The sequence below is a fragment of the Pseudoxanthomonas sacheonensis genome, from assembly GCF_031455975.1.
Lineage (GTDB): Bacteria > Pseudomonadota > Gammaproteobacteria > Xanthomonadales > Xanthomonadaceae > Pseudoxanthomonas_A > Pseudoxanthomonas_A sacheonensis_A.
On record NZ_JAVDTT010000002.1, the window covers coordinates 621,491 to 640,366 of the forward strand.

The window sequence follows — 18,876 nt, forward strand, 5'->3', positions numbered from 1 at the left end:
CCGCATCCAGGAGACCACAAGAACATGAGCATCCTCACCGAAGAGCAAGCCAAGGCCATCCTCGACAAGGTCATCGCCTTGTCCAAGGCCGACGAATGCACCGCGCAGCTGTCCGGTTCCATTTCCGGCAACATCCGCTTCGCCCTGAACAACGTGTCCACCGCCGGCATCGTCGACAACACCGATCTGGCCGTGCAGGTGGCTTTCGGCAAGCGCGTGGGCGTGGCCACCATCAACGAGTTCGACGATGGCGCGCTGGAGCGCGTGGTCCGTCGTGCCGAAGACCTGGCCAGACTGGCGCCGGAAAACCCTGAGTTCGTGCCGGCGGTGGAAAAGCAGACCTACAAAGCCAGTCAGACCTTCAGCGAAGCCACTGCGGCGATCACTCCGGAATACCGCGCCCAGGTGGCGGCCGATTCCATCGGCCCGTGCCGCGCGGAGAAGCTCATCGCCGCCGGTTTTCTGGAGGACGGCCAGAGTTTCGTCGCCTTCGCCAACAGCAAGGGCAACTACGGCTACCAGAAAGCCACCAACCTCGATTACACCTGCACGGTGCGCACCGAGGACGCGCGCGGTTCGGGCTGGGTCGGCCGCAATCTGCAGGACGCCACGCCGTTCAAGGCCGGCCAGGACGTGCGCACGGCCATGCGCAAGGCCAGCGAGTCGGCCGAGGCCAAAGCGCTGGAACCCGGCAAGTACACGGTGATCCTGGAACCGGCCGCGGCCGCCGGCCTGATCTCGTTCATGATGAATTTCTTCGATGCGCGCCAGGCCGACGAGGGCCGCAGCTTTCTGTCCAAGAAAGGCGGCGGCAACAAGATCGGCGAGCAGGTCTACGACCCGCGCGTGAATATTTCCGCCGATCCCTGGCATCCGGAAGCGCCGGTGATGCCGTGGGACGAGGAGGGCCTGCCGCGCGAGAAGACGTCCGTGGTGGAAAACGGCAAGGTCGTCAATTTGGAGTATTCGCGCTATTGGGCGCAGAAACAGGGCAAGCGCGCGACCGGTGCAGCCGGCAATCTGCTGATGTCCGGCGGCACCAAGTCCACCGCCGAGCTGGTCAAGAGCACGCAGAAGGGCATTTTGGTCACCCGCACCTGGTACATCCGCATGGTCGATCCACAGACCGTGCTGCTGACCGGGCTGACCCGCGACGGCACCTTCTACATCGAGAACGGCGAGATCAAGTACCCGGTGAAGAATTTCCGCTTCAACGAATCGCCGGTGATCATGCTCAACAACATCGAAGAACTGGGCAAGCCGGTGCGCGTGGCCGGCGACGAGTCCTCGTTCGTGATGATGATTCCGCCGATGAAGCTGCGCGACTTCACCTTCACCTCGCTGTCGGATGCGGTCTGAAAGCGAGGAGAGAGCGGAGAGGGGAGAGAAGCGAGTAAGGGCGCGGGTTGATCGAACCCTCCTGGCACCCGCGGCTCCTGCCTCACTCCTCCTCACGACTCACTCCTCTTCACTCGCTCCATGACCCGCGCTCAGTTCCTGCGGTTGATGGCCGGCGCTTTACTCGCCGGCCCACTGCGCAACGCCAGCGCAGCGGTCTCGGGCTACGACTTCTGGTTCACCCGCCTGAAGTACGACTCCGGCGACTGGGATGTGGACCAGCGCATGCCGGCCAATCTGATCACCTCGCTGATCGACTACACCAACCTGCGCGTGGACCCGAAGGAACACGTGCTGGCCCTGGCTGATCCGAAGATGCTGACCGCGCCGTTCTGCTATCTGGCCGGGCACAAGCTGGTGGAATTCAATCCGGCCGAGCGCCGCAACTTCGAACGCTACGTGCGCAACGGCGGCTTCGTGCTAGTGGACGACTGCAACCACGACATCGACGGCTTGTTCGCCAAGTCGTTCGAGGCGCAGATGGCGGCGATCTTCGGCGCCAAAGCGCTTAAGAAGTTGCCGAACAACCACGCCATCTACCGCAGCTTCTTCAAGTTCGACGGCCCGCCGGCCACCGGTTTCGAACTCAACGGCTGGGGCGACGACCTGGTGCACGAATATCTGCAGGGCATCGAGATAGACGGCCGCCTGGGCCTGCTCTACAGCAACAAGGACTACGGCTGCGAGTGGGACTACGACTGGCGCAACAAGCGCTTCCTGGCCGAGGACAACACCAAGTTCGCGGTGAATATCGTTATGTATGCGTTGACGGCATGAGCGTGTCCCAGCACGCCGAAATCTTTCCGCCGTCATCCCAGCGAAAGCTGGGATCCACCTTGATCTTCGCTTTGTGCGTCGCGCAGAAGCAAAAGCAAAATGGATCCCAGCTTTCGCTGGGATGACGACCTCTTTTTTTTCGCAACCGGCCGCATTGAAGTCAGCAAGGAACCACCATGACCACCCCCCTCACCGAATCCGACGTCCAATCCCAACTCGCGCGGCTGGGCCAATTGCGCCAGGCCATCGCCCAGGCCATCGTCGGCCAGGATGAAGTCGTCGAACAGCTGCTGATCTGCCTGCTGGCCGGCGGACACTGTCTGCTGGAAGGCGTGCCCGGCCTGGGTAAGACTTTGCTGGTGCGTTCGCTGGGACAGGCGCTGGAGCTGCAGTTTCGCCGCGTGCAATTCACCCCAGACCTGATGCCCAGCGACATCCTGGGCACCGAGCTGCTGGAAGAAGACCACGGCACCGGCCATCGCCATTTCCGTTTTCAGCCCGGTCCGGTATTCACCAATCTGCTGCTCGCCGACGAACTCAACCGCACTCCGCCCAAAACCCAGGCCGCGTTGTTGGAAGCGATGCAGGAACGCACGGTTAGCTACGCTGGCGTGACCCACGCGCTGCCGGCGCCGTTCTTCGTGTTGGCCACGCAGAATCCGCTGGAACAGGCCGGCACCTATCCCCTGCCCGAGGCGCAGCTGGATCGCTTCCTGCTGCACATCCGCGTGGATTACCCCAGCGAACGCGAAGAGCACGACATCCTGGCCCAGACCACCGGCAGCCGCAGCAACGAAGTACCGCAGGTGATGCACGGCGACGAAGTGCTGGCGCTGCAGGCGCGGGTGCGCGAAGTGCATCTGGGAGAGGATCTGCTGGCATGGATCACCCGACTGGTGCGCGCGAGCCGGCCAGGCGACGGCGCTCCGGAAGAAGTGCGCAAGTACGTGAAGTGGGGCGCCGGCCCGCGTGCCGGACAGTCGCTGGTGTTGACGGCCAAGGCGCGCGCGCTGCTGCACGGACGCCTGGCCGCGACGCGCGAAGACATCGTCGCCTTGGCCGCACCGGTCATGCGTCACCGCCTATTGCTGTCGTTCGCCGCCGAAGCCGAACAGAAAAGCGCCGACGATGTGATCGCCGCGCTGCTGCGCAGCGTGCCGTTGCCTGCCGCCTGAACGGCCGCGCGCGGTGTCGTACGAACTGATCCCGCCCCAGGTTCGCAGCCGGTTGAAAGACCTGCGGCTGACTTCGCGGCGTGCGGTCGGTTTGCACGGCATCGGCCTGCACCATAGCCGCAGTCGCGGCGCGGGACTTGAGTTCGCCCAGTATCGCGCCTACGAGCCCGGCGATGAACTGCGCCAGATCGACTGGAAGCTTTATGCGCGCTCGGATCGCTTCTTCGTACGCGAAGCCGAACGCGAAAGTCCGCTGGCGGCGTGGATACTGATCGACGTCAGCGCTTCGATGGCGCAGGAAGATGCGGCGCGTCCCGGTTGGTCGCGATTGGACGCGGCCAAGGCGCTGGCCGCATGCGTCGGCGAGTTGGCGATGCGCCAGGGTGATCGCTTCGGCTGGGTGGCCTTGCGCGATGAGGGTTTGCAGCTGGTCGCGCCCGCGGCCGGCGCGAGGCAGCGCGACCGCCTGTTGCTGGAAATGCATGGCTTGTCGGCGCGCGGCGGTTTCCCCGGCGTGCAGCAGTTGATGCCGTTATGGGACCGGGTCGGTGCGCACGATCTGGTGATCGTGCTCAGCGACTGCTTCGATCCGGCCTGCCTGGAGCTGATGCAGAAGTTGGCGGCGGCGCGGCGCGAGGTGCTGGCGATCCAGTTGCTGACCGTGGAGGAACGCGACTTTCCGTTCCACGGCGGTCATCGCTTCCGCGATCCGGAAACCGGCGAAGAACTGTTGGGCGATGGCGTCGCGCTGCGTGCGGACTTCCTGCGCCGCTTCAGCGAAGCGCGCGACCTGTTGCATGCGCAACTCGATGCCAGCGGCATCCGCCACGCCGGTTACGTGCTGGACCAGGAACTGGATGTGCCTTTGCGTCGCCTGTTCGGTTCGCGCGACGCCGCGGAGTACGCATGAACGCGGCTTTGTTGCTACCGGCCGCGTTGGCCGCGCTCGCCGCGCTGCTATTGCCGTTGCTGATCCATCTGGCACGGCGCAGCGAACAGCACCCCACCGATTTCGCCGCGTTGCGCTGGTTGCGGCAGAAACCCAAACCGCGCCATCGCATTCGCTTCGACGAATGGCCGCTGCTGATTCTGCGGCTGTTGCTGCTCGCCTTGCTGGCGGTGTGGTTGGCAAGGCCGGTGCTGTTCGGCAGCGCAAGCGAAGCGCCGTGGGTGGCGGTGATGCCCGGCATCGACGCCGTGCAGGCACGCGCGGCCGTCGACGGCAAGAAGGCGCGCCTGCATTGGCTGGCGCCCGGCTTCCCTGCCCTGGATCAGCCACCACCCACAACCGCATCGCTGCCGTTCGCTAGCCTGCTGCGCCAGCTCGATTCGGAACTTCCTGCGGCGGTGAAGTTGAGTGTCGTTGTTCCGGAACAACTGCAGGGCGCGGATGCGCAACGACCGCAGCTGTCGCGCGTCGTGGAATGGAAGGTGCTTCCTGGGGCGATGCCTGCGCCAAAGCCGCTGGCGACACCCGCGCCCGCGCTCAGCGTGCGCTATTCGGAAGATCACCGGGAAGGGTTGCGTTATCTGCACGCGGCGACCGCCGCGTGGCAGCCCAGCACGACAAGGACCGCCTTCGCAGCGGCGCCGGTCGCGCAAGCGCTTCCGGCCGAGACGCGGAACCTGGTCTGGCTCGCGTCCGGTCCTTTGCCCGCAGCAGTCAATGACTGGATCCGCCAAGGCGGAACCGCGCTACTGGCGACGGAGACCGAGTACGAATTTCCTGCCACGAGCAGCGTCTACTGGCGCGATGAAGTCGGCGCGCCGCTGGTCGAGGGCGCGGCGCTGGGGCGTGGCCGAGTGCTTCGCTTCACTCGCGCATTTTCTCCGGCGGCGATGCCGCAACTGCTGCAACCCGAGTTCCCGCGCAATCTGCGGACCCTGTTCGCAACGCCCGCACCCGTGCCGGCGCGGGTGGCCGCGCGCGACTACACGCCGATCACGGGAGGAGCGCCATACGCGCAGCCTCCGCGCGATCTGCAGCCGTGGCTGGCCCTGCTGATCGCAGCGTTGCTGCTAGTCGAACGCTGGCTGGCGACGCGGCGCAGCCGGGGATCCTCCCCATGAGCACGAATGCGCTCCTCTCTCGGTTGTCGCAACCGGCACGAACGCGCAGCGTTGTCGATGACCTGCTGATCTGGTCGCCGTTGCCGTTGGTTGTAGTCGCGGTGGTCTGGCGCTGGCAGGGCGCAATCGCCGCTACGCTGGTTACGCTCGCTGGCCTCTTGGCGTTGGCCGCATTCGCGTGGTGGCGCGCACGCCGCTTCGATCGGCAGTGGTTGATCCGGCAACTCGATGCGCGTCGCGTGGACATGGAGGACAGCGCAGATCTGCTGTTCGCCGAAGATGCAGGATTGAATCCTCTTCAGCAACTGCAGCGCGCGCGCTTACGGCAGCGTCTGGCTGCGGGTGCCGCGCCCGATTTGCGGCCGGCCTGGTCCTCGTCTCGCATTGCCGCGTCCTGGATCGCCGGTGCGCTGGCCGTCGCCGTGCTCGTTTTCTGGCCAGCCCGGCAATCGACGACAGCCCTCGCGCCCAGCACGGAGAATCTGCCGGTGGTGGCTGGCGTGCCGCGGCTGGTGGCGCAACGCCTGCGCATCGTTCCGCCTGCCTATACCGGATTGGCGGCGCGCGACGACGCCAGCCTGGATGCGAAAGCCCCACAAGGTTCGCGTCTGCGCTGGACCTTGCGTTTCGAACCGCAAGCCGCCGCTGCCGATCTGGTCTTCCATGACGGCACGCGTATCGCATTGGTCCGCGACGGCGACGATTGGAGCATCGACCGCAACCTGGACAAATCGGTGCTGTACCGCGTAGTACCGCGCGGGGCCGAGACGCAACCCGCGCCGCCCTTGCACCGGCTGGATGCGCTCGCCGACGCGCCGCCGCAGATCAAGGTGCTGGCTCCCGAGCGCAGCCTGAGCCTGGTCACGCCGGGCCAGCGCAGCTGGCCGCTGACCTTCGAAGCGAGCGACGATTACGGCGTGGCCGCGAACGCGCAGCTGCGCATCACCCTGGCCCAGGGCGAAGGCGAAAACATCACTTTCCGCGAACGCACGCTCGACCTGCGCGGCACCGGCGACGGCAGGCTCAAACGCTTTTCGCCGCAGCTGGACCTGGCTTCGCTGGGATTCGCGACCGGCGACGATCTGATCGCGCAGCTCACGATCAGCGATAACCGCGCACCGCAGCCGCAGAAGGTCCGCAGTCCCAGCTTGATCCTGCGCTGGCCTTCGGACCTGGGCGCCGAAAGCACCGGCCTGGAAGGCATGGTCAAGAAGGTGATGCCCGCGTACTTCCGCAGCCAGCGCCAGATCATCATCGACGCCGAGGCACTGCTGAAAGAGAAACGCAAGCTAGATGCGGAGCGCTTCGTCGCCCGTTCCGACAGCATTGGGGTGGATCAGCGCATCCTGCGCCTGCGTTACGGCCAGTTCTTGGGCGAGGAAGCCGAGGGCGGCGCGAAACCGCCGCCGACCAACGACGCCGAGACGCACGACGCCGAGCATGCCGAAACGCAAGCGGAGGCGGCCAGCCACGACGACCATGACCACGCAGCCGCCAGCGAAGAGGCGAAACCCGCATTCGGCGCCGACGCCAATGTGCTGGAGGAATTCGGCCACACCCACGATCATGCCGAAGCGGCCACGCTGCTGGATCCGGAAACCCGCGCCACCTTGAAGCAGGCGCTGGACCAGATGTGGCAGTCGGAACTGCACCTGCGTCAGGGCCATCCGCAACAGGCGCTGCCGTATGCGTACAAGGCGCTGGGCTTCATCAAGCAAGTGCAGCAGGCCACGCGTATTTTCCTGGCGCGCGTCGGCCCCGAACTTCCGCCCATCGATGAAACCCGACGACTGAGCGGAGACCGTGCAGGACTCGCGCGCCGCGAGCTGGCGCTGACGAGCAAGAGCGCCTACACCGATGCCGCACCCGACGACGCATGGCGCTTGCTTGCCGAATCACCGGACACGGCGAAGGCCGCCGAACTGCCGCTCGATGCGCTCGAACGCTGGCTGCATGCGAACGAAGCGCTTGTTCCCGACCCGCTCGCTTTCGTCAGCGCGATCGATGCGGTGCGGCGCGATCCTTCCTGCCTCGAATGCCGGCGCAACTTGCGCGGACTGTTATGGATGGTGCTGCCACGACCGCCGGCCAACGTATCGCGGCGCGGCGACCCGGGTGCCGAGGGGCGTCACTACCTGGAGGCCTTGCGCCAGGAGGCCGGGCCATGAATCTGTCGTTATGGCTGGCTGCATTGTTGGGACTGGCGGTCGCGCTCGCCTGGGTGCGCCTGGGACTCTGGCAACGCCGCACGCCGGCCGCGTCGCGATCGCGCAGCTGGCGACTGGCGTTGCTGTGGCTGCTGCAACCGGTGTGCGCAACGCTGCTGTACTTCACGCTATCGCCGCCCACGCTGCCTACAGAAGCGGGAACGCTGGTGGTCGCTACCGCGGGCGCGACGCGCACCGGCACGCAGGCGACAGGCGATCGTTTGCTCGCACTACCCGAAGCGCCGGCCTTGCCCAATGCCGAGCGCGTGCCCGATCTGGCCACCGCGTTGCGCCGGCATCCCGGCATGCAGCGACTGCGCGTCATCGGCGCCGGACTGGAACCGCGCGACCGCGATGCCGTGCGCGGCTTGTCGCTGGTCTTCGATGCGCCCGCATTGCCGCGCGGCATGGTGCGCCTCGACGGACCGCAACGGGTTGCCGCCGGCGCTGCATTCCAGGTCGGCGGGCAAGTGAACGGCGTGGACCAAGGTTCGGTGGAACTGCTCGATCCGGCCGGTCGGCGCGTGGATGCATCGCCCTTGCCCGCGACCGGCGCTTTCGTTCTCGCCGGCACTGCGCGGGTGCCGGGGTTGGCGACCTTCACCGTGCGCGTGCGCGATGCGCAGCGCAAACCATTGCAAGACGTGCCGGTGCCGGTGTGGATCGTGGCCGACCCGGCGCCGCGCGTGTTGCTGTTGGCCGGCGCACCTTCGCCGGAACTGAAATACCTGCGCCGCTGGGCCACCGATGCCGGACTTCCGTTGCATATCCAACTCAGCGTGGGCGACGGCCTGCAACTCGGCGATGCGCCGCTGCCGTTGAATGCGGCCACGTTGCAGCGTTTCGATTTAGTGGTGTTGGACGAACGCAGCTGGGCGGCGCTGGGCGTGGGCGAACGCGCGGCGCTGGTCGACGCCTTGCGCAAGGGTCTGGGCATTCTGCTGCGTGTCACCGGACCTCTGCCCGATGCCACGCGCCGTCAGTGGCAGGCATTGGGTTTCGCGCTTTCCGCGGGCGCCGACACAGCCGCGGTCCGCCTTCCCGCTGAGTCGATCGATGAAGAGGCACTGCGCGCACGTCGCGGACCGGGCACGGCGGATACGGCCGCCGCGCCGAATGGCATGCAGGACGGAAATCCGGCGCTCTCCCGTCGCGCACTGAAGTTGGGCGGTGTCGACGCCACACCCCTGCTGCGCGATGCCGACGGCAACGTGCTCGCGGTCTGGCGCGCGGAACAGCGCGGACGCGTCGCGGTCTGGAGCATGACCGACAGCTTCGCGCTGGTGCTGTCCGGGCAAGGCGCGCGCCATGCCGAGCTATGGAGCAGCGCTTTCGCCACCCTGGCCCGCGCACAAACCGATTCCGCTCCACGCATCGAGCAGCAACCGCACGAGCAGCAGCGCCTCGCGTTATGCGGGCTCGGCGGAAAACCCCGCGTCGTTGCACCCGATGGACAAGTGGCCGTGCTGCTGACCGATCCCGCCACCGGCGACTCCGCCTGCGCCGCCTACTGGCCGCGCCACGCGGGCTGGCACCTGTTGCGGCAAACCGATGCCGAAGCGGGTGAGCGCGAGTGGCCCTTCTTCGTCTACGCGACCGACGCCGCAGCCGGATTGCGTGCAGCCGAACTCCGCGACGCGACGTTGCGCCTGCAAGCCGTGCCGCTCAGTGCCGCCGGCAAGTCCAATGACCCTGCGGCGCCCGGACGGCGCGGACCGTCCTGGCCCTGGTTGCTTGCTTGGCTGGTCAGCGCTGGCGCGTTGTGGTGGCTGGAACGTGCACGCGCAGGTCGAACCAGCGTCGCGACATGAGTGGGAGCGGCGTCCCGCCGCGAGCTTTTTGAAAGGCGAAGAGCTCGCGGCGGGACGCCGCTCCCACGAAAGGAATCCTAGTCTCACCAAGTGAGAAAGCGGCGCGGTGAACTGGTGACCCCTCCCTAGCAGTCATCGCCATGCCGCCGGCCCAGGCCCTAGCCAAACGTACTGAAGACGACGAACGCCGCCTTTCCACTCTTTCCGATGGGCGCCTGAGCCGCGATGGCGGCCTGCTGACCGAGCGGCTGTCGAAACGCTACGCCGACCGCATCACCGGCAACTTCATGATTCCGGGACGCGAGGGGCGGTATGCGCCTCTACCCGATGACGTGCCGGAAGCGCTAAAGGCGGCGTTGCGGGCGCGCGGCATCGACCGGCTGTACAGCCACCAGGCCGAGGCGTGGGCCGCCGCGCAAGCGGGCGAACACGTCGCCATCGTCACCCCGACCGCCTCCGGCAAGTCGCTGTGCTACACGCTGCCGGTAGTGGCCACCGCGATGACCGGCAACGCCAAGGCCTTGTACCTGTTCCCGACCAAGGCGCTGGCCCAGGACCAGGTGGCGGAACTGTTGGAATTGAACCGCGCCGGCGAGCTGGGGGTGAAGGCGTTCACCTTCGACGGCGACACCCCGGGCGATGCGCGCCAGGCGATCCGCCTGCATGGCGACATCGTGGTCAGCAACCCGGACATGCTGCATCAGGCCATCCTGCCGCACCACACCAAGTGGGCGCAGTTCTTCGAGAACCTGCGCTATGTAGTGATCGATGAGGTGCACACCTATCGCGGCGTGTTCGGCAGCCACGTCGCCAACGTGCTGCGCCGGCTCAAGCGCATCTGCGCGTTCTATGGCGTGCAACCGCAATTCATCCTGTGCTCGGCGACGATCGGCAACCCGCAGGCGCATTGCCAAGCGTTGATCGAGGACCGCGTGCATGCGATCACCGAGTCGGGCGCGCCCACCGGCGACAAGCACGTGCTGCTGTGGAACCCGCCGGTGGTCAACGCCGATCTGGGCCTGCGCGCCTCGGCGCGTTCGCAGAGCAATCGCATCGCGCGCGTCGCCATCAAGTCCGGACTGAAGACGCTGGTGTTCGCGCAGACGCGGCTGATGGTGGAAGTGCTGACCAAATACCTGAAGGACGTGTTCGACCACGACCCGCGCAAGCCGCCGCGCATCCGCGCGTACCGGGGAGGCTACCTGCCGACCGAACGTCGCGCCGCCGAGCGCGACATGCGCGCCGGCAGCATCGACGGCATCATCGCCACCTCCGCGCTGGAGCTGGGCGTGGATATCGGCAGTCTGGATGTGGTCGTGCTGAACGGCTATCCCGGCACGGTGGCGGCCACCTGGCAGCGCTTCGGCCGCGCCGGACGCCGCCAGCGGCCTTCGCTGGGCGTGTTGGTCGCCAGCTCGCAACCGCTGGACCAGTACGTGGTGCGGCATCCGGATTTCTTCGCCGACGCGCCGCCGGAACACGCGCGTATCGCCCCGGACCAGCCGTTGATCCTGTTCGACCATATCCGCTGCGGGTCCTTCGAACTGCCGTTCCTGGTAGGCGAGGCATTCGGACCGATCGATCCTTCGGTGTATCTGGAAGCGCTGGCGGAAACCGAAGTCGTGCACCGCGAAGGCGAGCGCTGGGAATGGATCGCCGACAGCTATCCGGCGCAGGCGGTGAGTTTGCGTTCGGTGGCCGACGGCAACTTCGTGGTGGTGGATAGAACGGAAGGGCGGCAGACGATCCTGTGCGAGGTGGATTACTCCGCCGCCGCGCTGACCCTGTACGAGGGCGCGATCCATATGGTGCAGAGCACGCCCTACCAGGTGGAGCGGCTGGACTGGGAAGGACGCAAGGCCTACGTCATCCGCACGCACGTGGACTACTACACCGACAGCATCGATTTCACCAAGCTCAAGGTGCTGGAGCGGTTCGACGGATGCGAAGCCGGCGACGGCGACAGTCTCCATGGCGAGGTGCATGTGGTGCGGCGCGTGGCCGGCTACAAGAAGATCCGCTACTACACGCACGAGAACATCGGCTACGGACCGGTGAATCTTCCCGACCAGGAACTGCATACCACCGCGGTGTGGTGGCAGCTGCCGCAGGCGGTCCTATTCAAGGCGTTCGCGTCCAAGCAGGATGCGCTGGATGGTTTCCTGGGCGCGGCTTACGCCTTGCATGTGGTGGCGACGGTGGCGGTGATGGCCGATGCGCGCGACCTGCAGCAGTCGGTGGGCAACGGCGACGGCGCCTGGTTCGCCACCCAGGACGGCAAGGGCAACGGACGCGTGCAGGACGATGACGGGAAAACGGTGCCGATGCTGGAAAGTTCGTCTCTCGACGTGCAGCAGTTCGTGCCGACCGTGTATCTGTACGACAACTTTCCTGGCGGCGTCGGCCTGAGCGAGCCGCTGTGGCAGCGGCAGGCCGAACTGGTGCAGCGCGCGCGTGAGCTGGTGGGGCGCTGCGATTGCGTCGCCGGCTGCCCGGCCTGCGTGGGGCCGGTGCTGGCGGCCAGCGAAGGCAAACCGCTGACGACGCCGAAATCGCTGGCGCTGGAAGTGCTGGGACTATTGGGAAACCGCGAGCGTGCATGATTCCCGTAGGAGCGACGTGAGTCGCGAAGGAAATTCGCCTGCTAGCGGAAAGACTTCGGCGGAGGATCTTTCGCGACTCACGTCGCTCCTACGCAGAAACCGGATGGCGGACGCATGAGCGTGTCGCTGGAGAAGCTGCGGGCGCTAAAGCGCGAGGCGGGTGCTCTTGCCCCCTCCCTTTGCGTAGCAAGGGGAGGGTTGGGGAGGGGTGCTGTTGGCGCAGAATCGTCTGGAGACTTTGCGTCGGGTGATGGGAAGAACAAAAGCAACAACAAGATCAAAAGCACCCCTCCTCAATCCTCCCCTGCGCTTCGCGCAAGGGAGGAGGCTGATCCGCCGCTCGCTGATGCTTTGCGTTTTCCTGCGACGCGTCCTGCTTCGCAGTCCATCGACGCGCTGCAAAAGCTCCTGGGCCTTCGCGAAAAGAATTCCGCCCCTCCACGCCCACGCAAATCCACCGACCGCGAAGTCCCAGGCGAGGAAATCGCGCCCGGCCTGCGCCTGATCGAAACCCACCTGCCCATGCCCGCGCCTGATTACGAGCTCTCACTGGCATTCGCCAAGCGTCATGACGAATCGGTAGATCCGCGCAACCTGCTCTTCTTCGACACCGAAACCACCGGTCTGGCCGGCGGTACCGGCACGCGCGCCTTCATGATCGGCGCCGCGGATTGGCATATCGACAGCCGGCACGGCGATGGATTGCGCGTGCGCCAGTTGCTGATGACCACGATGGCGGCCGAATCCGCGATGCTCGACGTGTTCACCGGCTGGCTGCGGGAAAAGGACACCGTGTTGTCCAGTTACAACGGCCGCTGCTATGACTCTCCGCTGCTGAAGACCCGTTACCGGCTGGCGCGCAAGGCCGATCCGATCGCACCGCTGGACCATGTGGATCTGCTGTTCCCCACTCGCCGGCGATACCGCGGCACTTGGGAAAACTGCCGGCTGGCGACGATCGAGCGCGAGTTGCTGCGCATCGTGCGCGAGGACGATCTGCCCGGATCCGAAGCGCCTGCGGCATGGCTGAACTATCTGCGTGGCGGGTCGGCGCGCAACCTACGCCGCGTGGCCGCGCACAACCACCAGGACGTGGTGACGCTGGCGTTGTTGATGTTGCGGTTGGTGGAGGTGGAGGCGGCGGGAGAGGAGACGGTGCCGTTCGTCGAAGCGCCATGATGCCGGTGCTCCCTTGTTGTTGGGACAAGACCCGGTTAACGCCTTGCGAATGCGGGATGCGGGATGCTTGAATCAGCCCATCACCTTCGCCGGAGCCCCGCATGTCCCGATTCCTCTTGCCCGCCTTCGCCTTGCTGACCCTGGGTATCGCCGCTTGCACCTCCAAACCGGACGAACAGGAACAGGCGGTGGCCCAGTCCGAGGAACGTGCAGAAGCCGCCGCGCAGCCGGCGCCGCCGACACCGCCGGCAGTCGCCACGGCCTGCGACGACTCACAGGCGCAATGGGCGGTCGGCAAGAAAGTAACCGACGCGGAGGTGGAGCAGGCGCGCAAGGACAGTGGCGCCCAGACTGCGCGGACGCTCAAACCCAACCAACCGGTGACGATGGAATTCAACGCCAACCGGCTGAACCTGGATCTGGATGAAGCCGGCGCGGTGACCGCGATCCGTTGCGGCTGATATCCGCCACCGACTTCTTCCTGGAAGGCACGCCCCATGGCAAGGTCGATCGTTATCGTTCTGAGCCTGATCCTGTCGTTGTCCGCCTGCGCGCAAATTCCCGCTCCGGCCGACGCAGCTTCGTCGCCGACGTCGGGCGCCGAAGCCGCCGCGCCGGCGCATTGCGATGCCGGCAAGGCCTCGGACGCGGTCGGCCAACTGCCCACGCCGGAAACGCAGGAGCGGGCGCGAACCAGCGCGGGCGCCGAAGTGGTGCGCGTGCTTAGGCACAACCAGCCCATCACCAAGGAATTCAGGGTGGGTCGGCTGAACCTGGTGCTGGATGCGGAAGGCAGGATCGCCCGCATAAACTGCAGTTGATTCGGGTTCGGCAACATCGGAAAAAACAGTTGCTGTTGTAACTAACCAAGCTACGTGCCGTTCGTGTTGCGGCACCGCACCATCTATGTTCTAGTCGGGTTTCCGGAGACATTCAGTAGCGCCGCTTTGCGCAGGGTGCGGTGTCGTCGTCACTTCAGCTGATCGGCGTGAGCCGGCCAGCCCGTATTGGTTGAGGCAAGAAGATGGCCCCCCGCAGTCGCCAAGGGCTCTACGATCCGAACGACGAACGCGATGCCTGCGGTTTCGGCATGGTCGCGCAGCTCGATGACCAGCCGTCGCGTTCGCTGGTGGATACCGCTATTTCCGCGCTGTCGCGCATGACCCATCGCGGCGGCGTCGCCGCCGACGGCCTCACCGGCGACGGCTGCGGCCTGCTGATCCGCAAACCCGATGCGTTCCTGCGCGCACTGGCGAAAGAAGCCGGCATCTCCGTGGGCGAGCGCTATGCCGCCGGTCTGGTGTTCCTGCCGCACGACGCCGAACAGGCGACGCTCTGTCGGAACACTCTTGCGGAGGAATTCCAACGCGTCGGCGTCAAACTGCAAGGCTGGCGCGTATTGCCCACCGACGATTCGGTGTGCGGACAACTGGCCAAAGACACGCTGCCGCGCATCGAACAGGTCTTCGTCGATGCCGGCGAAGGCCAGAACGACGATGCCTTCGCGTTGAGCCTGTTCCTGGCGCGTCGCCGTGTCGAACAACGCCTGCGCGAGCCGCTACTGGGCGACAGCGCCGCCGATTTCTACGTGGTCACACTTAGCCCGCACGCCATCGGCTACAAGGGCATGGTGCTGCCGGACAAGCTCTCGACTTTCTTCCCGGATCTGCAGCGCAACGATCTGACCGCCAGCGCGGTCGTGTTCCACCAGCGCTTTTCCACCAACACCCTGCCGCGCTGGCCATTGGCGCATCCGTTCCGCCTGCTGGCGCACAACGGCGAAATCAACACCATCGAAGGCAACCGCCGCTGGGCGCAGGCGCGCAGCAAGGTGTGGAAGACGCCGCGTTTCGACATCGCCGAATTCGATCCGGTGATCTCCATGCACGGCTCCGATTCGCAGAGCCTGGACAACATGCTGGAACTGATGATCGCCGGCGGCATGGACCTGCTGCAGGCGCTGCGCATCCTAGTTCCGCCGGCCACGCAGTCTTTGGAATTCAAGGACCCCGACCTGGCCGCGTTCTACGAGTTCTACGGCTTGAACAGCGAGCCGTGGGACGGCCCCGCCGGCATCGTCGCCTGCGACGCGCGCTACGCGGCGTGCATGCTGGACCGCAATGGCTTGCGCCCGGCGCGCTGGCTGCTGACTTCCGACCGCCATTTCCTGGTCGCCTCGGAAGCCGGCGTGTGGGAGCTGCCGGCCGAACGCATCGTGCGCAAGGGCAAGCTGGGTCCGGGCGAGATGATGGCCATCGACCTCAAGCGCGGCGATCTGCTCGACAGCGAGGCCGTCGATCGCATCAACCGCGGCCGCGCGCCGTACAAGCAGTGGCTGCAGCACGGCGTGACCTACCTGCAGACCGAACTCATCGATCCGTCGCTGGTCGAGGAACCGTTCGACGAGAAGACCCTGCGTAGCTACCACAAGCTGTTCCAGCTGACCAACGAGGAAGTGGAGTTCGTGCTGCGGCCGCTGGCCGAGACCGAGCAGGAAGCCACCGGCTCGATGGGCGACGACACCCCGATGGCGGTGCTGAGCCGGCAGACGCGTCCGCTGTACGACTATTTCCGCCAGGCCTTCGCCCAGGTCACCAACCCGCCGATCGATCCGCTGCGCGAAGACTGCGTGATGTCGCTATCCACGCAGCTCGGCAAGGAAACCAACATCTTCCACGCGGGCCCGGAAACGGTGAACCACGTGATCCTCAACTCGCCGGTGCTGTCGCAGCGTAAATTGCGCCAGCTGTTGAAGATGCAGCCGTACGACAAGAAGAACCGGTTGATCGACCTGTCGTACTCGCACGAAGAAGGCCTGAAGGCCGGCATCGAGCGCATCTGCGCGGAAGCCGAACAGGCGGCGCGCGACGGCATGGTCATGCTGCTGCTGAGCGACCGCTACCCGGTCGCCGACCGGCCGATGGCGCACGCCCTGCTCGCCACCGGCGCGGTGCACCACCATCTGGCGCGCGTAGGCTTGCGCTGCGACGTCAACCTGATCATCGAAACCGGCACCGCGCGCGATCCGCACCACATCGCCTGCCTGCTCGGTTTCGGCGCCACCGCGGTGTATCCGTATCTGGCTTACCAGACCCTGTTCGATCTGGGCCGCCGCGGCATCCTGCACCTGAAGAAAGGCGGCGAGCAGGCGCAGATCGGCCGCAGCTACCGCAAGGGCGTCTACAAAGGCCTGTCCAAGATCATTTCCAAGATGGGCATCGCGACCATCGCCAGCTACCGCGCCGCCCAGCTGTTCGAGATCGTGGGCCTGCAACCGGACGTGATCGACCTCTGCTTCCCGGACACGGCCTCGCGCGTCGGCGGCGTAGACCTGGCGCGGCTGGACGTGGAAGCACGCCAGCTGACCCGCAATGCGTGGAACGAACTGCACAAACAGGAGATCGGCGGCCTGCTCAAGTACGTGCACGGCGGCGAGTACCACATGTACAACCCGGACGTGGTGATGTCGCTGCAGCACGCCACCCGTACCGGCGAAGCTGCCGACTGGCAGAAGTACGCCGATTTCGTGCATGCGCGTCCGCCTTCGGCCCTGCGCGACCTGCTTCAGTTGAAGAAGGCGGAAACGCCCACGCCGCTGCAGGAAGTGGCCGACGCCAGCGACCTGCTGCGCCGTTTCGACACCGCTGCGATCAGCCTGGGTGCGTTGTCGCCCGAAGCGCATGAAGCGCTGGCCATCGCCATGAACCGTCTGGGCGGGCGCAGCAACTCCGGCGAAGGCGGCGAAGATCCCGCGCGCTACGGCACCGAGAAGCGCAGCAAGATCAAGCAGGTGGCGTCGGGCCGTTTCGGCGTGACCCCGGAGTACCTGGTCAACGCCGAAGTGCTGCAGATCAAGGTGGCGCAGGGCGCGAAACCCGGCGAGGGCGGACAACTGCCTGGCCACAAGGTCAACGAAATGATCGCGCGGCTGCGTTACGCCAAGCCGGGCATCGGCCTGATCTCGCCACCGCCGCACCACGACATCTACTCCATCGAGGATCTGGCCCAGCTGATCTTCGACCTGCGTCAGGTCAATCCATCGGCGCTGATCTCGGTGAAGCTGGTCTCGCACGCCGGTGTCGGCACCATCGCCGCCGGCGTGGTGAAGGCGGGTGCGGACCTGATCACCATCTCCGGCCACGACGGCGGCACCGGCGCCAGCCCGTTGAGTTCGATCCGTTACGCCGGCGTGCCGTGGGAACTGGGCGTGGCCGAATCGCACCAGGCGCTGGTCGCCAATCAGTTGCGCGACCGCACCGTGCTGCAGACCGACGGCGGCTTCAAGACCGGTCTGGACGTGGTCAAGGCGGCGCTGTTGGGCGCGGACAGTTTCGGTTTCGGCACCGCGCCGATGATCGTGCTGGGCTGCAAATACCTGCGTATCTGCCATCTGAACAACTGCGCCACCGGCGTGGCCACCCAGGACGAACACCTGCGCGCCAAGCATTTCACCGGCCTGCCGGAACGCGTGGAGAATTTCTTCCGCCTGCTCAGCGAAGAAGTTCGCCAGTGGCTGTCGTACCTGGGCGCGCGTTCGCTGGACGAGATCGTCGGCCGTACCGATCTGCTGCAGCAACTCGAGGTGTCGCCGCGGCCTGGCGTGCATGTCGATCTGTCGCGCCTGCTCAAGCACGTGCACCAGGACACCGGCCATTGCGCCGCGCAACGCCTGTACGAATCGCCGGACAGCCTGGCCACGCAGCTCGATGGACTGATGGCCGGACCCATCGCGAAGAAGAGCGGCGGCGAGCAGCGCTTCCTCATCCACAACACCGACCGTTCCATCGGCACACGTCTGTCGGGCGCCATCGCCCGCGCGCACGGCAACCACGGCATGGACGATGCGCCCTTGCAGCTGCGTTTCCGCGGCACCGCGGGACAGAGCTTCGGCGCGTTCAACGCCGGCGGTCTGTTGATGGAGCTGGAGGGCGAGGCCAACGACTACGTGGGCAAGGGCATGGCCGGCGGCCGCCTAGTGGTGCGTCCGCCGCGCGGCGCGCGTTTCGAGGCGCGCAACACGGCGATCCTCGGCAATACCTGTCTGTACGGGGCGACCGGCGGCGAGCTGTTCGCGGCCGGCCGCGCTGGCGAACGCTTCGCGGTGCGCAATTCCGGCGCTTTGGCGGTGATCGAAGGCGCGGGCGATCACTGCTGCGAGTACATGACCGACGGCATCGTCATGGTGCTGGGCCGGGTAGGCCTGAATTTCGGCGCCGGCTTCACCGGCGGCCTGGCTTACGTGCTGGATCTGGATCGCGATTTCGTCGACCGCTACAACCACGAACTGATCGACATCCATCGCATCTCGCCGGAAGGCTTCGAGAGTCACCGCCAGCATCTGCACACCCTGGTCACCCGCCATCGCGAACTGACCGGCAGCATCTGGGCGCAGCAGATCCTCGACGAGTTCCGCGACTACGTGGGCAAGTTCTGGCTAGTGAAGCCGAAGGCGGCGAGTTTGGAGTCGTTGACGGAATCGTTGAGAAGGGCTGCATGATGAGTCTCTGCCCATCGTCCCAGCGGGAGCTTCTCTTGTCGTCATCCCAGCGAAAGCTGGGATCCATCTTGATCTTGGCGCGAACCCGAACGAAAGAAGCAGAAGCAGAAGCAAAAGCAACGTCAAAATGGATCCCAGCTTTCGCTGGGATGACGTCGG

Annotated in this window: 11 protein-coding genes and 1 pseudogene; all 12 read left to right on the plus strand. The window is 66.0% G+C overall.

Going from position 1 to position 18,876, the window contains the following annotated elements; all coding sequences use genetic code 11:
* The first annotated feature begins 24 nt into the window (after positions 1-24).
* The 12 genes and pseudogenes from J2W94_RS09990 to gltB all read left to right on the plus strand — a co-directional run bounded on the left by J2W94_RS09990 (position 25) and on the right by gltB (position 18,717).
* Entirely contained in the window at positions 25-1,359 is a 1,335-nt protein-coding gene (locus J2W94_RS09990) for a TldD/PmbA family protein (protein WP_310092753.1), read from the plus strand.
* Between the two features lie 147 nt (positions 1,360-1,506).
* A complete protein-coding gene (locus J2W94_RS09995) occupies positions 1,507-2,175 on the plus strand; it encodes a DUF4159 domain-containing protein (protein WP_310093688.1) in 669 nt (222 codons plus the stop codon).
* Between the two features lie 176 nt (positions 2,176-2,351).
* A complete protein-coding gene (locus J2W94_RS10000) occupies positions 2,352-3,350 on the plus strand; it encodes an AAA family ATPase (RefSeq protein ID WP_310092755.1) in 999 nt (332 codons plus the stop codon).
* A 13-nt stretch (positions 3,351-3,363) separates the two neighbouring features.
* Entirely contained in the window at positions 3,364-4,260 is an 897-nt protein-coding gene (locus J2W94_RS10005; RefSeq protein WP_310092757.1) for a DUF58 domain-containing protein, read from the plus strand.
* Positions 4,257-5,420, plus strand: coding sequence for a BatA domain-containing protein (locus tag J2W94_RS10010; RefSeq protein ID WP_310092760.1), 1,164 nt, complete (start codon positions 4,257-4,259; stop codon positions 5,418-5,420). The genes J2W94_RS10005 and J2W94_RS10010 overlap by 4 nt, the downstream gene beginning before the upstream one ends.
* A complete protein-coding gene (locus J2W94_RS10015; protein ID WP_310092762.1) occupies positions 5,417-7,588 on the plus strand; it encodes a hypothetical protein in 2,172 nt (723 codons plus the stop codon). Before J2W94_RS10010 ends, J2W94_RS10015 begins: the two co-directional genes overlap by 4 nt.
* Positions 7,585-9,438: a carboxypeptidase regulatory-like domain-containing protein gene (locus J2W94_RS10020; RefSeq protein ID WP_310092765.1), complete on the plus strand. Its 1,854-nt coding sequence runs from the start codon at positions 7,585-7,587 to the stop codon at positions 9,436-9,438. The genes J2W94_RS10015 and J2W94_RS10020 overlap by 4 nt, the downstream gene beginning before the upstream one ends.
* A 140-nt stretch (positions 9,439-9,578) precedes the next feature.
* The gene (locus tag J2W94_RS10025; protein ID WP_310092767.1) at positions 9,579-12,041 is read left to right on the plus strand and encodes a DEAD/DEAH box helicase; all 2,463 of its coding nucleotides are present in this window, start codon (positions 9,579-9,581) and stop codon (positions 12,039-12,041) included.
* A 60-nt stretch (positions 12,042-12,101) separates the two neighbouring features.
* Positions 12,102-13,220: pseudogene (locus tag J2W94_RS10030) on the plus strand (ribonuclease H-like domain-containing protein); the annotation flags it as partial.
* A gap of 101 nt (positions 13,221-13,321) precedes the next feature.
* A complete protein-coding gene (locus J2W94_RS10035; RefSeq protein ID WP_310092769.1) occupies positions 13,322-13,681 on the plus strand; it encodes an I78 family peptidase inhibitor in 360 nt (119 codons plus the stop codon).
* Positions 13,682-13,717: 36 nt separating this feature from the next.
* The gene (locus tag J2W94_RS10040) at positions 13,718-14,041 is read left to right on the plus strand and encodes an I78 family peptidase inhibitor (protein ID WP_310092771.1); all 324 of its coding nucleotides are present in this window, start codon (positions 13,718-13,720) and stop codon (positions 14,039-14,041) included.
* Positions 14,042-14,244: 203 nt separating this feature from the next.
* On the plus strand, positions 14,245-18,717 hold the full coding sequence (gltB, locus tag J2W94_RS10045) for a glutamate synthase large subunit (RefSeq protein WP_310092773.1): 4,473 nt from the start codon (positions 14,245-14,247) through the stop codon (positions 18,715-18,717).
* Positions 18,718-18,876 lie beyond the last annotated feature (159 nt).

What these genes read in the sequence shown, in the direction of transcription:
- J2W94_RS10000 (WP_310092755.1), top strand. Translation starts at nt 2,352, where the DNA reads ATGACCACCCCCCTCACCGAATCCGACGTCCAATCCCAACTCGCGCGG.
- J2W94_RS10035 (WP_310092769.1), top strand. Translation starts at nt 13,322, where the DNA reads ATGTCCCGATTCCTCTTGCCCGCCTTCGCCTTGCTGACCCTGGGTATC.
- J2W94_RS10020 (WP_310092765.1), top strand. Translation starts at nt 7,585, where the DNA reads ATGAATCTGTCGTTATGGCTGGCTGCATTGTTGGGACTGGCGGTCGCG.
- J2W94_RS10010 (WP_310092760.1), top strand. Translation starts at nt 4,257, where the DNA reads ATGAACGCGGCTTTGTTGCTACCGGCCGCGTTGGCCGCGCTCGCCGCG.
- J2W94_RS10015 (WP_310092762.1), top strand. Translation starts at nt 5,417, where the DNA reads ATGAGCACGAATGCGCTCCTCTCTCGGTTGTCGCAACCGGCACGAACG.
- J2W94_RS09995 (WP_310093688.1), top strand. Translation starts at nt 1,507, where the DNA reads ATGGCCGGCGCTTTACTCGCCGGCCCACTGCGCAACGCCAGCGCAGCG.
- gltB (WP_310092773.1), top strand. Translation starts at nt 14,245, where the DNA reads ATGGCCCCCCGCAGTCGCCAAGGGCTCTACGATCCGAACGACGAACGC.
- J2W94_RS10040 (WP_310092771.1), top strand. Translation starts at nt 13,718, where the DNA reads ATGGCAAGGTCGATCGTTATCGTTCTGAGCCTGATCCTGTCGTTGTCC.
- J2W94_RS09990 (WP_310092753.1), top strand. Translation starts at nt 25, where the DNA reads ATGAGCATCCTCACCGAAGAGCAAGCCAAGGCCATCCTCGACAAGGTC.
- J2W94_RS10025 (WP_310092767.1), top strand. Translation starts at nt 9,579, where the DNA reads ATGCCGCCGGCCCAGGCCCTAGCCAAACGTACTGAAGACGACGAACGC.